The organism is Azospirillum sp. B21 (genome assembly GCF_008364825.1).
GTDB lineage: Bacteria > Pseudomonadota > Alphaproteobacteria > Azospirillales > Azospirillaceae > Azospirillum.
Genome location: NZ_VTTO01000039.1, coordinates 1 through 15110, shown reverse-complemented (window position 1 = coordinate 15110; position 15110 = coordinate 1). Strand labels below are relative to the sequence as shown.

Sequence of the window (15110 nt, the reverse complement as noted above, 5' to 3'; positions counted from 1 at the left end):
AACCTCGACCCGTTGCAAGTCTCGTTCGCTCATCGTGATCCAGCCCATCGCCAGCCTCCCAGCCGTCGAAAACGGGACGGAAGACTGACACTTCTATGTTGCGCTGGACTGACATTTTAGCTTTGCGCCTACATCCGAAAAACACAGAAGTTTCCTTATGGAAACAGCCACGCTCCCGCTTGCCCCGGCCGCTCACTCCCCGGCACGTTCAACCGCCGCCTGCCCACGGGAGATGTCGGCGGCCAGCCGGATGAACGCGTCCGCCTGGTCGCGGGGAAGCGTGACGCGAAGCCGGGCGCCGTCGGGGGTGAAGCCGGTGGTCTCTACCCGCGTGCCGGGAAAGCCGCCGCAGGGCCTACTTGGCGTCGCCACCGGCTTCCCGCATATACTCGCTCATCCGGGAGGGGTGATATAGCCTGACGGTTAGCCGCTGTCGCGAAAGTTCGCGCATTGCCTGTGGTCGGTGATTGCCAAACGCAGCGGTCGGTGATTGCCAAACGCACCGCCCCAGCACCCCTATTCGATCATGGAACGCGACGCACTTGCCTGACTGGCAATCACCGACTACACCAGCGCCTTGAGCCGTATTTGGCAATCACCGACCAGCTTGATCCTGACAACTCCGATCTGCCCATCGTTTGGCAATCACCGACCGATCCACTCCCGCGAGTCGCGCCGAAACGGATTTGGCAATCACCGACCAGCGCCGGAGTCGGGCATCTTCCACAGCCCGGCCCTGGCAATCGCCGACCGGATCTTTGGCGATCACCGACCACGACTCGGGTTATCCACTGGCGATCACCGACCAAGCAAATAGACTCTTGGCAAATAGCCTTCAAATAGCCTCGTCGGTGATTGCCAAATGGACTCTCCGCCGCTGTGCATGGTTCGATTGTTCAGCATCGGGAGAGGGGCATGGGCGAGATACACGAGCTGGTCATGCGCGCCGGGCGCCAGGAAGCCCGCAATCTGGTCGAGGCGCAGCGCGCCAACGTGGTCGATGTCGCCGCCGCAGTGCTGGAAGAGGAAAGCCGCGCGCTTGGCATCACCTATTCCGGCTTCTGCCTGACCTCGCTCCCGCACAAGAAGCTCAGCCCCAACGCCGATTGGCGCCGTGACCAGGGTCGCGTCACCCTTCTGGTCGAACCAGGCAAGGAACGCAAGCGCGACGGATCGCTGGTGCCGGTTGGCGTGCCCTACGGCGCCAAGGCACGGCTGATCTTGATCTACCTACAGACCCGCGCCATCCAAGACGACAGCCGCGAGATCGAACTCGGCCGCTCGATGAACGCTTGGCTCGACCGCATGGGCGTCTCGGTCGGCGGCTCGACCTACAAGGCGGTCCAGGAACAGGCTACCCGCATCAATCTGTGCAAGCTGACCTTCTACTGGGACAAGAACGGCACCGATGGCGCTGTGAACACCTCCATCGTTGAGGGCTCGATCCGGCTTCGGGACGATGACGGTCAAAGCACTCTGTGGCGCGAGACGGTGCAACTGTCGGAGACCTTCTACAACGCGCTGAAACGCTCGCCGGTGCCGATCTGGGAGCCGGCGATCAAACATCTGGCCGGCCACTCCATGGCAATCGACGTCTATGTCTGGCTCGCGTATAGGTTGCATGCTCTCGACAAGCCGACGCCGATCAGCTGGGCAGCACTCTATAGCCAGTTCGGCGGCGGTTTCGCCCAGGTCAAGCACTTCAAGCCCGAATACCGCAAGGCGCTCGATCTGGCGATGGCAGTCTACGAGGATGCCCGCGTCGAACTGACCGACGCCGGCGTCATCCTCAGCCCCTCGCGTCCGCCAATCCCGGAGCGGGAACTGGCGCGCTTGGGCTCGCGCTGAGCGCTACTTCGCCACCCAGCGTGTCGGAATGGAGTGGGGCGGGGCCACAGGCAAAGGCCTACAGGACCAGATTTTCCGGCTGTCGGCCTGCTCGATGGCGTTTTTTTGGTCGACCTCCGGACGCGATCGTTTCGAGTGCCAGCGCATCATCCGGGGCGGCACCCTGCCCGGCGACCCGGAAGACCATCGGCAGCCGCGGCTGTGGGAAGACACGGTGACCGCCACACTGATCTGACCAGACCGCTCACGCCTTCCCGCCAGCCCCTTTAACAGATGCCCTCCTGTGATGCTTGATCTCCTGTGCTAGACGACCATGGCCGGCCGCCGAGTGTCCGTCGTCTGTGGCAGCGGCTAAGGCATACTCCAGCAGGAACACGCGAATAGCGGACGTCAGCGACGATTCCTCGCCCTTTATGCGCTCGATCCAGGTGCAGAGTGCACTCACGGTGATCTTTTCGCGCCGTCCAACATCCTCAAGCGCGTCCCACATCGGTCCTTCCAATGCCAAACTCGTCCTGTGACCACCAATCCGTATGCTTCGCTTCACCAACCCCCCTCTGGGGGATGCTGCATTACTCGGCACCCTCCCACTGGGTCCCTGACCATTCCCAGCCAGAGCGACAGACCATCCCGATGTCACGGCTTATGCCACCAACTGATGGTTGCCAGCGCGCGATGCTCTAAGCCGCTGCAAACCGGTTTCGATCCGCTGAAGAGTCGCGACGTCGCAATCCAGCGTAAGAGCCAGAGCCTTCACACCAGCCTCAACTTCGATCACAGGCCCAAGACGCCTGGTCGCAGCACCAGCTCGCCGGAGCGCACGCTCGAGCGTCGGATCTGACACGGACACCCAGCACTCGATCCCTTTAGAAAGACCATACGAAACGCACGCCGACAGCAGCTCGCCGAAGGCGATGGCACTGTCTGCAGGCGGCAAATCCGGGTGCACAAGCATCCGGGTGCCTTCCCAGATCCAACTGGATTGCGGCACCTCACCAGCGACCAAGTGCTTATAAACTGTCGTCAGCAACGTCGGCCCAGTCGTGTCATGAAGCCGTACAGCAGCCCTAATGTTGCCTTGCAGGTCTACAACGACTACATAGGTCGCGCGCTCGTCATCAAATTGATCCAGGTCGCGACCATGCTTGGCGAGTGGAAGCGTCCACTGTAACGTTTCGACAAAAAGTCGATACCTCACCTTTGCAAGGTCATCGAGCAGCTTTGCGTGATGCGACGCATTGCTTGCGGATACAATGACTGTCCTGCTGAACATCGTAGCCCCCGCTATTACGACGGGGGCCAGACTGCCCTGAATAACCCGAACAGATTACCCGCTCACCGAAGGGGGTTGACATTCTTTGATAAATGTGCGCCGTGTGGTTGATGTTCTTCGTCTAATACGGCGCCTCAATAAGACCTAGGATCACAGCACGTACCGCAGCGTGCGTCCGATCATGGCACCCCAGCTTTTTCAATGTTTCCCGGATGTGCCATTTCACCGTATGCTCTGAGACATTGAGGATTTGGCTGATATCCCAGCTGGATTTTCCAGCCGCCACCCACTGGAGGACCTCACGCTCACGAGGTGCAAGCGTGCGCTCACCGGTCAAGATCTCGGGGCGAAGAAGCGCACGCGCGCGTTCATGAACCGTCATCGCGAGTAGAACGAGATCGCCTTGCATCTCCGCATAGAGACGACTGGCCTGTTGAGCATTCAGTCCGACAGGACACACCGAGAACATCGCAAAATCCTGTGGACCTCTGACCGGAATGCTCAGTCCGTTCGAGATCCCCGCATCACTTGCCTCATCAATGACAATTTTTCCCGAACCTAATTGGCCCCTCATTTCAAGATCATGCCAAGCGAATGGAACAACTGCCCTCTGCGCATGAAATACAACAGGGTCTTTAAAGAACAGTCCGCTTTGAATGTAATATTCTACCCAGTCTTTAGGGTATGTCGAAAAGTGTGTCGCGAGAGGTGCGGGCAATCCATCAGTTGATACCATATGGTAGGTTATAAAGGGCATTCCTCTAGCTTCTGCCCATTCTCTTGTAATATCACACAGTAGCTTTCCGTCATCTGCCGCGGCCGTTACTTCAATGGTATCCCCGAATGCGAGCTTACTGAACCCCTTCTGCACGGACATAGTGGTTGCCCCTTGATTTGAGCGTCTCTCGTCAAGAAGGGAATATCCCTATACCGCCTTTCTGTTGCAATTACATAAATGTCGATACGGAAAATTGAACGCCCTTCGTGTACCGATTGCTTTTGGTTAAGATTGTATTAGCTAGCTCGCCACGCGACGACTTAACCACTTCGTTGGCCGCTCCAGGGTCCCAGAGGCCAACGCCCTGGTGACACAGGGCAGCCAGAGATCTTTGCGCCGCCAATCGTTTGGAGCCCGCATCCCCGCAAGTTCAATCGCTACCTTGAGCCGCCACATGTCGCTGACAGCTGTGTCCATTTGCAGGATGTATTCCGCTTCGCGTCGAAGTTCGTTATCGCATGTCACCTCGACCATGGGATCATCTGCACAGAAGGTCGGCTCCACTTCAGTTGGTTGGGCTAGTTGACTGCTATGGGAGTCGTTTGCTGCGGGAAACAAGCCAAGATCGGTAGGAGCGGTGGCGCTCTCGATTACAACGGCTAACCCGCGCAAGGCCCGCTCGATGTCCCACGGACGCAGAGATTGCGGCTGTAGACCTTCAGAAAACCGCTCGACCTGTTCGAGACCGACCCGAGCTATTGCGGCATCGATTACTGGGACGGCTTTCGCATACGACCAGCCCGGTTTTGTTGCAGCCTGCTGAATGCGTCGGCGTACCCGATCAGTAGGCGAAAGATTGCAGTCCTGCTTGGCGCTCTTAACGCGCCTGTCGAGGGCCGCTTCCACCGGACCGGTAGATTCTGGATTCTTTTTCTTTTCCGGAAGATGGGAGCCAAAAAGCTCCATCTGGTGTGGTAGCGTCGACCGCATTCCACGCACCACATAGAGAGTGCCTAAGACTCGGCGCCCTTGGGTCTTGCGATGGACGCTGAGGTAATCGGTGCCCGCTAGCCTATCAATACCGGCACGAGCCGTCCGAACCTGACAGCGACTGCGCTCCGCGAGTGCTCGGATGCTTGTAGTAGGATCCAACCCGATCATCAGCAGGAGTCGAGCGTCCATGGGCTCAAGCCTCTCATCGGCCAGTGCCTGAGTCACGACCTGCTGAAGTGAGATTTCCTCTGCTCTGCAGAAGGATGCTGAGGGGGACACTTGGCCGGCCAGCCGCCGGCGATCCCCTTCCACTGGTTGGGAAGCGATTTGCCTAGACATAACTCACCCGTGGCGGCGTAGGCCGCTCCTTGGTTTAGCTAATGAGTCTGGACAAAGCTCGGGCGTTACGGTCGGAAGACCGTTGACTGAAGCAGGCCCTTCGACGATACTTCGCTTGCGTCTTGGTGAAGTATGTGTCGAGTGGGCTGCTGCCGGCTTGTCCGCGAGTGGTTCAGATCAATGTCACATATCGCACCTCCCAAAGGGGTCCGCAGTTCCAGCTGCGGACCCCTTCGCGTTGAGCTTGATTAAGTCTGCTGTTCACAGACACCTTCCTCCGCGCGTATCAAGCGGCCAACAAGTTCATCGATCGCTTCTCCGCGGTTACGCAGATTCGCTGTATCTTTCACCCTATCGAGGAAACTCACAGTCTCTGGGCGGCAGTAGGTGGCAATTTGCCGAAGATCACATGCCGCCTTACGCCCGTGGTAGCCAGACAGCACTGCCCTTTCCCGTTCGCTCATGACGTGGCCTCCTCACTAGTGAGGAGCACTGTTCACCTTCGATGTATGAGATTCAAGATTCTTTTCTTCACATCGAACGTGGAATCCCCGGATTCCAGCTTACTTTCTCTTAACTCGCATTTTTTTTTCGCCGTGCTCGCACCACACCATCGTCACCGGTTTGGTTCTTGTCTTCCCTCGAATGTGAACGATCAGCCAAACCATCGCGATTCGCTCGCAGCCAGCGCTGATTCGCACCTTCACTCACAAATCGAATAAGCACCTACGCTGTGTTTCGCCATTTTTTTGCGCCGTGTAGACGCGCGCCACGCGGACCTACGATGGCAGCTTCGCACCATTTGTCCGTGAATGGGGTTCATCATGGCCGGTGCACCAGGGGGAGCCCTCCCCCTCCTATCTCTTCACCGAATTCGCGCGGCTCTCTTCGCCCGTGTTTCTCAACTCGCACCCGGCGTGTTGGCTCGGGCCGAGAAAGCCCGTCGGCGCCTGCCACGCCCGACGCTACCGGTCTGGCATGGACTCCTGACCGCAGCTGTCGTCGTGTGCGTCGGGATTTCATCCTCCACTCTCGATGTCGTTGATAAAATCGGGGCCGAAGCCACCCTGATGGGCAGTCGCATCGACGAAGCTATTGCCGGCACTCGCGGGCCTGCCGTACAGGCTGCTGCCCTACTGGACGATCGTCTTGCGCAGTCAATTGCCGACTCGCTCCGTTCACATGCTGGTATAGCCAGCGTCCGATTTTTCTCTCTTCCTGGCGGTGAGCCGACACTCTTGGCTTCAGCAGGCGCACCTCCCCTGCCCCACCGCGGAATGGAAAGCTTGCTATTGCGAGCGGCCCATCTGCTGCTCGAGCGCGATGTTCAGTTGCAGCACGATGGAACCACGGTCGGAAGCCTTCTCATCACGGTCAATCCAGACGAATTCCTGCAGCGAACTTATGCACGGATCCGTGACGAGACCGTCCGTCTGTTTGGAACCAGCGTCGTGATAGGCTTGGTGCTGTTCCTCCTGACAATGCGCACCGTGACACGGCCAATCCAACACTTGGTCGCAGCCTTAGAAGCCGTTGATCCAAACCAACCAGGCGCCGCCCGCGTACCAGCCCAGGAATCACGACACGAGGTTGGGTTTCTCACCGAGAGACTTCAGGGGGTCCTGGATCGGCTGCACGCCGAGATCGACGCCCGCCGTAAGTCCGAGCATCGTTTGCGGGTTTCGATCGAAGGCTCCCGGCAAGTCGCATATGAGGTCGATTTTACGACCAACAGCCGCTGGATGACTCCAAACTTCCCCGAGTTGTTAGGCCTCCCGCCCGGTACCGATGCTTCGGCCTATTCCCTGACCGAGATCATCCACCCTGACGATCGTGAGAGGATCACCGCGGAACAGTCAGCCTTCGCGGCTGCAGGGAAGGGAATGTACGAGGCGGAGTATCGCCTCAAACGACCGCTCGATGGTGGCATCGTCTGGGTCTCTACCCGTGGTCGGGTGGAACGCGACGCCGATGGGAAGCCGATCCGCTTTGTAGGCCTGACTTCGGACATCACCGCTCGCAAGCGGGCAGAGTTGAGGCTCGAGGAGCTCGCGCAGGTCGACCAGCTGACCGGCCTACCAAATCGAGCGATCTCGCTTGACCGAGCCGACCAAGCGATCCGCACGGCTGTTGTCCATGGAACCAGCTGTGCAATCATCCACCTCGATATACACAGTTTCCATGATTTCAACGCCGCTTTTGGACACGATGCTGGCGATATCTGCCTTCGGGAACTTGCCGGTCGCCTACAGCGGTCGGTACCCGATGGTGCGAGCGTCGGCCGCGTGAACGGCGACGAGTTCTTGGTTATCGCGCCCGGCGCATCCGCGGCGACTGCCGACGGTCTCGCGGAGCGCTTGGTCGCTGCCGCTTCGGCACCAGTTGATGTCCCAGGAGGGCCGGTCGCCCCAGGTCTAAGCGCGGGCGTGGCTATGTGCCCCTCCGACGGGAAGACCGCCGCAGAGGTGGTCGCGGCTGCGCAAATTGCGGTAGTCCATGCGGACCGGGATGGACCCGGCCAGGTGCGGTTCTACGATCCTGGGCTTGGCCGCACGGCCGTTGCCCGTCGTGCGATGGAAAGAGACCTTTCAGCAGCGATTTCCTATGGTGGCCTGTTCTTGCTCTATCAGCCTCGCTTCGACACGGAGTCCGGTCAGTTTGTTGGCGTCGAGGCCCTGTTGAGGTGGCGCCGCAACAAGGAAATCCTGCATCCCCCGTCATTCCTACCTATCGCCGAGGATGCGGGACTGGTCCGGGATCTTGGACATTGGGTATTGAATCGAGCACTCGGCGACTATGCGGATTTCACCAGTTTCCTGCCGCCGGGGTCACCCTTCCGAATCGCTCTCAATCTTTCCCCTGAACAGGTCAGCGACGACGAATTGCCAGCAGTGCTTCAGGACGCGCTTGGAACCTACCAAGTTCCTCCGTCGGCTATCGAGTTCGAAATTACGGAAGCCTCGCTCCATGGAGGATCGGCAGACCTCTTCCGACGACTGCAGCGCCTACGGGAAGCCGGCATAGGAATCGCCCTGGACGACTTTGGCGCCGGCTACACCAGTCTGGAATTGGTTACCCGCATGCCGCTGTCCGCCATGCACTTCGAACGCTCGTTTCTCGCTGGTGCGATGGATGACAAGTTGCGTGCCCGCATCGTTCGGGCTGTTGTCGACGTTGCTCAAGGCATAGGCGTTCCGACCCTGGTCAAGGGTGTTGAGACAGCTGAAGTGCACCGCTTCTGCTCGGAACTCGCAATCCGCGAGGTTCAGGGCTATCACTTTGCGCACCCCCTGCCATTGTCAGGCGTCAGGGATTGGTACTTCGACCGCTTCGGATCGTCATTCGCTGGCGTCCCTCGTTCTTAACCACAGCACACAAGTCTCCGGCTGTCGTTGTTCGGTCTGGACAACGACAGCCGCTTGAGTTCGGTGCCGAGATCGCCTGGAGCTTGCTGGCCAGCGCGTTCGGAAGCGCGCCCCTCCTCGCAAAAGGTCCCCATCTCGGCGATTGAAAGGCGACATTTGCGGGCAGCGGCGTCGATCACCCAGGCTTGGTTCTTGCCCAGCTGCACCACCGGTCCGGCCGGTAGGCCGCCTCGGTGGTAAAGGTCGAGATGCGCGCCAGCACCAGCACGGCCAGCGCCCCGCCGACGAGCAGCAGGATCACCACCGGCCCGGCCGGTCGGTTCCCGTGGTGGTGGAGATCGAGGCGCACGGCGGCGCCAGCACCGCCAGCACGCCGCCCTTGCTGACCAGCCGCAGGATCACCACCGGCCCGGCTGGTCGGTCCCCGTGGTGGTGCAGCTGGTGGCGGGCGCCAGCACCAGGCCGGCCAGCACGCCGTCGGCACCGACCGGCTGCAGTTTCACCACCGGCTCGGCCGGCCGGCCGCCGCGGTGGTGAAGGTCGAGACGCCCGCCGGCACCACCACGGCCAGCGCGCCGCCGGCGCCGACCGGCTGAAGGATCACCACCAGCCCGGCCGGCCGGTCGCCGCGGCGATGGTGATCGAGGCGCGCACCGGCACCAGCCCGGCCAGCACGCCGCCGGCGCCGACCAGCAGCAGGATCGCCGCCGGCCCGGCCGGTCGGTTGTCGCGGTGGTGGAGATCGAGGTGCGCGCCAGCACCACCACGGCCAGCGCGCCGTCGCCGCTGAACGGCTGAAGGATCATGGCCGGCTCGGCCGGCCGGCCGCCGCGGTGGTGCAGCTGGGCACGGCCGCCAGCACCAAGCCGGCCAGCGCGCCGTCAGCGCCGACCGGCTGCAGGATCACCGCCGGCCCGGCCGGTCGGCAGCCGCTGTGATGCGGCTCGGCACGCGCACCGGCACCACAGGCCGACCGGCGCGCCCCCAGCACCGGTCAGCACCAGCACCGCCAGGACGCCGGCGTCGCCGATCAGCTGAAGGATCACCCCGGCCCGGCCGGTCGCCGAGGTGGTGGAGGTCGAGGTGCGCGCCAGCGCCAGGCCGGCCAGCGGCCTCTGCCCCGTCCGCAAAGCCCTGATCAGGGGTCCTCTGGCCGGTAAAGCAAGCTGCGTGGATCACTTGGGTCGTCGCGCCATGCTTCGTAGATCGGCGAGCGTGGGTCGGTTGGGTCATTGTACCAAGGCTCGTCCTCAATCCGGCTCCCGCCTCCGCCGCCAAACGACCACCCGTTTCGCTCTGATTCAACTTTGTCATGCTGGTCCGGGTCCGGTGTGAGCATGCGTTCGAGGTCATCGGGAGTCGAGGTGTAGTCCGCCTCATGTCTTGGCTCCTCCCGTGTGTCGACCCCATCGTGGGCCGGGACCATCAGGCCAAAATAGCTTGTATCGTTGGCACGAGGCGCCCAGGTCTCTGCAAGCCTCCCCTCTGGCCGGGCAATATCGAGGTTGACCTCTGCACCAGCCTCGAAGGTCATTGGCACAGTCGTTTCGGCCGGATCAGCGTCTTGGTGAACAGGTGCCGGCGGCTCAGCAATCAACCTGACCAATGCCTCGAGCCCTAGTAGATCGAACACGGAACGGGCTGTCAGTTCTTCCGTGTCGTCGGAAGGCTGAGTCCGGTTCCCCCAGTCATCGTGTTCGAGCTCCCAGCCGTCCCTCTTTGCGAAGTCACCGCTGGCGTTCACGAGCTGCGTCTTGTCATCGCCTCCCTCGTACTGGTGCTCCTGTTCATCCTCGCGCTTCGGTCCTCCGAAGGCAAAAGCAGCCGGTATGGCCGTGTAGAGTCGTCCAAGTGAATTCGCATGTCGCGCCTCTTGAATGTAGTACCACAGCACTACAACAATCACGATGACTGACACGATGTCCCAAAACCACGCCATGGACTAACCTCCTACCTTTCACCGCACGCTATAGAGACGCAAAGCCGTCCCAGATACCGCAAGGTCAATGGGCTGTAGCCATGCCGGGACGCTTCCTGAGCTCAGTACCGCGCCAAACGTCCCATCCTTTACTCGCGGCATGCTCCGGATGATCTTCGGACAGACAAGCACCGCGCCGACAGCTTCCCTGCGCAGCATGAGCTGGGCTTCCCCTTCATCGGCTGTTCCCAAGATCTCCAGGAGCTTCTCAGGCGTCCGTCCGCGATAGCCGTGGTAGGGGCCGGCGAAGCTGCGCATCATGGTCAGGGTAAGAAGACGCGGGGCCATATTGATGTCGGTAAGCACGGTGGTGCCGGCGGGAAGAGCCGCATTGATCGAATTGGCAACTCGGCTGAGAACGCAGTCACCCTGTGCCTCAGGCGTTCCTTCGGCCGCAACCGGAGGCGGCCAACTGGGAACCATTGGCACGACATGCGCCATTGCTATAACCGCAACGGAAAGGGAAGGCGCCGAGCGCACCAGGGTTGCGCTGGTCGAGGACACAGCCTGTCGCCGCCAAGCCCGCGCCAATAGTTGAAGTTTCAGGTAGGCCACCCCCATAACCGCGCCCGCCGCCGCTTGCGCATGCGCTCCGAACCGAACATGCCAAACGGACAGACCGGCCAGAGCCAACAGTCCCAAAGCCGTTGCTGCCCATGCCCAGCGGGCGCGCGGTGCCCTCGTGTACCTCGCCGTCCACAGAGCCACACAGATTGGCGGAATGAGCGGCAGGAGAACCCGCAACGCACGATCCATCGTATCGATCGGTCGCATTTCTGCGATGCGGTTCAGCATGTCGGCCGGGAAGTCGACCACGATGATCGCGGCAAGACCGCTGTGCAAGATCGCGCCCCACCCCACAGCTCCAGCGATCCCTACGACGGTTGCGACGAGTAGAGGATTAACCCGCCCTCGCATTGCATCCGCACTGGCCGCAGCGCCGAAGAACACCAGCCAAACGCTCGCATGGAAAACGGACATGCGGTAGGCATCAATCGTAAAGGTCCCCGTCGCCGGCGGATCGACTGCGACCGCGACACAGCTGACGACCAAGGCCGCGGCTGCGGCAATAGCCGAGACGTTGCTTTGTCCTGTTCCCTTCTCTGTAAGCAACAGGACGCCTGCCACCACCAAGCAGAGCGGCAACGCATCGGCTGCCGTCCATACAGCGGCAGCCAAGGCCATTCCGCAGCACGCAGCCCAGGCGCTGGAATGGTTCTGAAGTCCGCGTACGGCCGCACCAGCACCAGCCATGGCGAGTGCAATCCCTGCCAGATGATGGTCGAGGCCTCCGGGGAGGCCATATCCGAGCACGACTGGGCTTGAGGCGGCGACTGCGGCGGCGACAATCCGGCCTTGTCGGTTGACCAGTGGCGCGACCGTCCACGACGCAGCGGTGCCGACAGCGCCGAGCAGCGCGGGTCCGATCAGTGGCGCCGCCAGTCGAAAAGCCTCGGGCCAGCCGACGAGCCACGCTGGCAGCGCGAGCATACCTGTCAGAAAAAGGTTCCAGGGAAGCGTCCAATGAACAAGCAAGCCATCGAGACCGCCATCGCGAGGAAATAGCGGTTGAGGCAAAAAATGGCCCTGAGAAAGGTTCCAGGTAAGCCAAGCAACCCGCAGATGGTCATCGGTATCGCGGAAAAAGTCGATCTCGCTATAGTCCTGCATCGACAGGTACAGCACGAGACAGAGTGCCAATCCTGCCCCTTGGGCAGCGGTCTTGAGACGACTGCGGTCGATCACTTTAGGACGCCTTCTGCCATGCGGTGATGCGGAACAACGGTAGAACATTGACCTTGCACGGGTGGTAAAGCCGGCGCACCGCTCGGAATCCGGCTTTGGACAAAGCTTCCTCAACCGCGGCAGCTCCGTGAAAGTGATCGTGTGGCTTCACTTTGCCGAACGGAACCCGCAGCGCGCGGTAAAGCAGATTCTCGGTCGGCAGGCTTGTCAGAAGAACCCCTTCTGGTGCGAGCCAGCGCCGAACACACCCTATGATCGGTTCGAGATCCTGGAAGTGCTCCAGCACGTCTGCCGCGATGACACACCTCGCCGGCTTTTTGGGACCAGCCCACGCCAGCGCATCCGCTTGCACCAAGTTCACAGCCACGGAGCCACTGCGGGTCAGCACATGGCGTGCCAGACGCACGTCTCGGTCCAGTAGGGTGATCTCGGAAAACAGGCAAGCCAGCGATGCGCTCACAATTCCACTGCCACCACCCAGATCGATAGCGCGCCCACCAAGGGCTCCAGCGGCAGCCAGATCGTGCGCGATACTGACGAGATAGTCGACGCGTCGCCAAAAAAACGCCTGGAGAACGGGATTTGCAGCCAGATACACGTCGAGCGAATGCGCCTCGATCTCCTGCTGTGTGAGCTGGAGATCGCCGATAGCGTCCGACAAGGCTGTGCGCAACAGCTCTCTGCTCGGTGCCCTGCTCTCTAACCCCTTGAGTGTCCCGGCCTGAAGAGGCTGAGCAAGATGCAAACGCATAGTGGATGATGTCTCCATGATAGATTTTCGGGGCCGGCGGGGTGTCACGGATGCACAGCGATGTGCACCTGCTAGGGCTCACTACTCGCAGCCGAGCTATCATCTTCAGACTGGTGGTCGGCGGCGGTCTGTTCGTGACTGTCTGGTTGCGCTTCGGTGCTTTTGCCAGGTGTTCCCGGTAAGGCAGGGGGTTCGGCCGACACATCGATCACCCACTCCCACGGCTGGGCTTGACCGAACAGGCGGGGGTACAGCGAATTCCGCATCTCTTGGCGAGCTACGAGGTTCGGGTCCTGCTTGCCGTAGATTTCCATCGGCACGGCGACCGGTGTGTCACAGAGGACGAAGTCCGGAACGACAATGTTGTTGCCAGCCTCGAAGCGCATGGGCCTCTCAAAAGCGCGCCTGCTATCGACCAGCAGATCAAGGACCTCCCGCTCGTAGGAGCTGCCGAACGGCAGAAACTCCCAGGTTGCCAGCATCAGCGCACCCGAGACATAGGTCAGCAGCCATCCATCCGGCGTAAGCTCCGGCTCTACGGCGAAAAGGCCAATAACCCGCGTATTCGACGGTCCAACACCGACGTTCCGCTGAGCGAGGACCGCTTTTGCATCTGGGAAGCGGCGCTCCAGGTGCATCAGTTGAAGGCGCGTCGAGACCAACTGCACATCATGGTGTTCACCATGCACCAGATGCACGACACCGTTCTCTCCCGCGCGCTGCAGACTGGCAACTTCTGTCAGGACCAGAGCTCGAGGGACCCTATCCCGCTCAGCTCGATCGACGATCCTCTTCAGAGCGCTGTGAATGTTACCCCGCACGCGCTCCCGACGCTCCGGCGCTGCGGGTGGCACAACCACCAGCACGCCATTGAGCCAAGTTCGACCGGCTTTCATCTGCTGTGCAGTTCGGCCGACCAGCCATCCTACGAGCGACCAGCTCCGCTTACCCTCCATCTCCGGATGCCAGCGATTGAGGCGGGTGTGCGTCCAAAGCAGATGCAAGAGGCCTAATTCTGCCATCGCGCGTTTTGCCGGTATCGCGTCAACTGCACCAGTCTCTCCGCCCTCACCTTGAGGGTCGGCGGAGCCGGCCACCGCTGGCGCATCCTCAGCCGGTGCTTCCTCTGCGTTACCACCCATGGCTTCTGCCGGTTCTGTACGATCTTGGATAGCGGACTCTCCGGCCGCTCCCTCGGGCACGCTGGCTGGCCGCGAAAGTGGCACCCTTAGCTTGATGCAGGTGCTGCCATCCTGACCTTCCGAGACAACACCCTTTTCATAGCCACCAACACCTGATGCCTCAGGAGGCATTTCGAATAGCCGGCAGTCGGTAGCATGTTCGAGGCCCGAGTTTGGAAACCGGGCGATCCTGAATTGCTCCCCATGACGAGAGATGTAGAGACGTCGCAACCCAGCTCCGGAACAGCAACAAACCGCACCTTCCTGGGCTCCATGGGCTTTTCGCAACGCGGCTTGGAAACCATCCGGATCCTTGGCCCGCCGCTCAGCTGTGAAACGCACGCCCCCCGCGAACTCGATGGGATACTCCCGCTGTGCGTCCTCCATAGGGCCTCGCAGATCGTCGATCCAAATTCGTCACCAGTATAAGAAGCCCTGCTTTCAGTGCGCGCGTGCCCGCGACGCTCGTTTTTTGCGGATTATGGTGGTTCTTCCGCGCTGCCGAGGTTGTGCTGTTTCGCGCTTGCGCGACACGTGCAAAATCCTACGCAGTTGGCCGGCGGCACTGGCCGACCCGGCCAAGACGTAGGCAGTCCCGGCCAGCAGCGGGATCAGCGCCACCCGACACGACCAGCCTCTGCGGTGGTGGAGGTCGAGATGCGCGCCAGCACCAGCACGGCCAGCACGCCGGCGGCGCCGACCGGCTGCAGGATCACTGCCGGCCCGGCCGGTCGGCCGCCGCGGTGGTGGAGGTCGAGATGCGCGCCAGCACCAGCACGGCCAGCACGCCGGCGGCGCCGACCGGCTGCAGGATCACTGCCGGCCCGGCCGGTCGGCCGCCGCGGTGGTGGAGGTCGAGATGCGCGCCAGCACCAGCACGGCCAGCACGCCGGCGGCGCCGACCGGCTGCAGGATCAC

15 protein-coding genes are annotated in these 15110 nt (G+C 61.4%); 3 read left to right on the top strand and 12 right to left on the bottom strand.

Going from position 1 to position 15110, the window contains the following annotated elements:
- Positions 1-192: 192 nt before the first annotated feature.
- Positions 193-372 carry a hypothetical protein gene (locus tag FZ983_RS33560; RefSeq protein ID WP_149229057.1) on the bottom strand — a complete coding sequence of 60 codons (180 nt, stop codon included), beginning with the start codon at positions 370-372 and terminating at the stop codon, positions 193-195.
- A 543-nt stretch (positions 373-915) separates the two neighbouring features.
- Here FZ983_RS33560 and FZ983_RS33555 point away from each other — a divergent pair.
- Both FZ983_RS33555 and FZ983_RS34470 read left to right on the top strand, forming a co-directional pair.
- Positions 916-1848, top strand: a complete 933-nt coding sequence (locus tag FZ983_RS33555) for a replication protein RepA (RefSeq protein ID WP_149229056.1) — start codon at positions 916-918, stop codon at positions 1846-1848.
- A 94-nt stretch (positions 1849-1942) separates the two neighbouring features.
- Positions 1943-2083, top strand: coding sequence for a hypothetical protein (locus FZ983_RS34470; protein WP_188092627.1), 141 nt, complete (start codon positions 1943-1945; stop codon positions 2081-2083).
- Positions 2084-2092: 9 nt separating this feature from the next.
- Here the strand turns inward: FZ983_RS34470 and FZ983_RS33550 are convergent, their stop codons facing one another.
- The 4 genes from FZ983_RS33550 to FZ983_RS33535 form a co-directional block, all read right to left on the bottom strand.
- Complete coding sequence (locus FZ983_RS33550; RefSeq protein WP_282187077.1) at positions 2093-2395, bottom strand: ribbon-helix-helix domain-containing protein; 303 nt, start codon at positions 2393-2395, stop codon at positions 2093-2095.
- A gap of 96 nt (positions 2396-2491) precedes the next feature.
- Positions 2492-3121 carry an acyl-homoserine-lactone synthase gene (locus tag FZ983_RS33545; protein WP_149229055.1) on the bottom strand — a complete coding sequence of 210 codons (630 nt, stop codon included), beginning with the start codon at positions 3119-3121 and terminating at the stop codon, positions 2492-2494.
- A 121-nt stretch (positions 3122-3242) separates the two neighbouring features.
- Positions 3243-3998, bottom strand: coding sequence for a LuxR family transcriptional regulator (locus FZ983_RS33540; RefSeq protein WP_149229054.1), 756 nt, complete (start codon positions 3996-3998; stop codon positions 3243-3245).
- A 141-nt stretch (positions 3999-4139) separates the two neighbouring features.
- Complete coding sequence (locus FZ983_RS33535) at positions 4140-4829, bottom strand: hypothetical protein (RefSeq protein ID WP_188092626.1); 690 nt, start codon at positions 4827-4829, stop codon at positions 4140-4142.
- A gap of 1412 nt (positions 4830-6241) precedes the next feature.
- Here FZ983_RS33535 and FZ983_RS33530 point away from each other — a divergent pair.
- Entirely contained in the window at positions 6242-8536 is a 2295-nt protein-coding gene (locus FZ983_RS33530) for an EAL domain-containing protein (RefSeq protein WP_211103038.1), read from the top strand.
- A 175-nt stretch (positions 8537-8711) separates the two neighbouring features.
- Here FZ983_RS33530 and FZ983_RS34465 read toward each other — a convergent pair whose 3' ends face one another.
- From FZ983_RS34465 to FZ983_RS33500, 7 genes are all read right to left on the bottom strand, one after another.
- On the bottom strand, positions 8712-8885 hold the full coding sequence (locus tag FZ983_RS34465; RefSeq protein WP_188092624.1) for a hypothetical protein: 174 nt from the start codon (positions 8883-8885) through the stop codon (positions 8712-8714).
- Between the two features lie 49 nt (positions 8886-8934).
- Complete coding sequence (locus FZ983_RS33525) at positions 8935-9342, bottom strand: hypothetical protein (RefSeq protein ID WP_149229051.1); 408 nt, start codon at positions 9340-9342, stop codon at positions 8935-8937.
- Between the two features lie 75 nt (positions 9343-9417).
- A complete protein-coding gene (locus FZ983_RS33520) occupies positions 9418-9666 on the bottom strand; it encodes a hypothetical protein (protein ID WP_149229050.1) in 249 nt (82 codons plus the stop codon).
- 8 nt (positions 9667-9674) lie between these two features.
- Positions 9675-10475, bottom strand: a complete 801-nt coding sequence (locus tag FZ983_RS33515; protein WP_149229049.1) for a hypothetical protein — start codon at positions 10473-10475, stop codon at positions 9675-9677.
- 18 nt (positions 10476-10493) lie between these two features.
- A complete protein-coding gene (locus FZ983_RS33510) occupies positions 10494-12260 on the bottom strand; it encodes a hypothetical protein (RefSeq protein ID WP_149229048.1) in 1767 nt (588 codons plus the stop codon).
- A gap of 1 nt (position 12261) precedes the next feature.
- Positions 12262-13011 (bottom strand): class I SAM-dependent methyltransferase, encoded by a 750-nt coding sequence (locus FZ983_RS33505; RefSeq protein ID WP_188092623.1) that lies wholly within the window; start codon positions 13009-13011, stop codon positions 12262-12264.
- Positions 13012-13082: 71 nt separating this feature from the next.
- On the bottom strand, positions 13083-14579 hold the full coding sequence (locus FZ983_RS33500; protein WP_149229046.1) for a DUF1173 family protein: 1497 nt from the start codon (positions 14577-14579) through the stop codon (positions 13083-13085).
- Between the last annotated feature and the right edge of the window lie 531 nt (positions 14580-15110).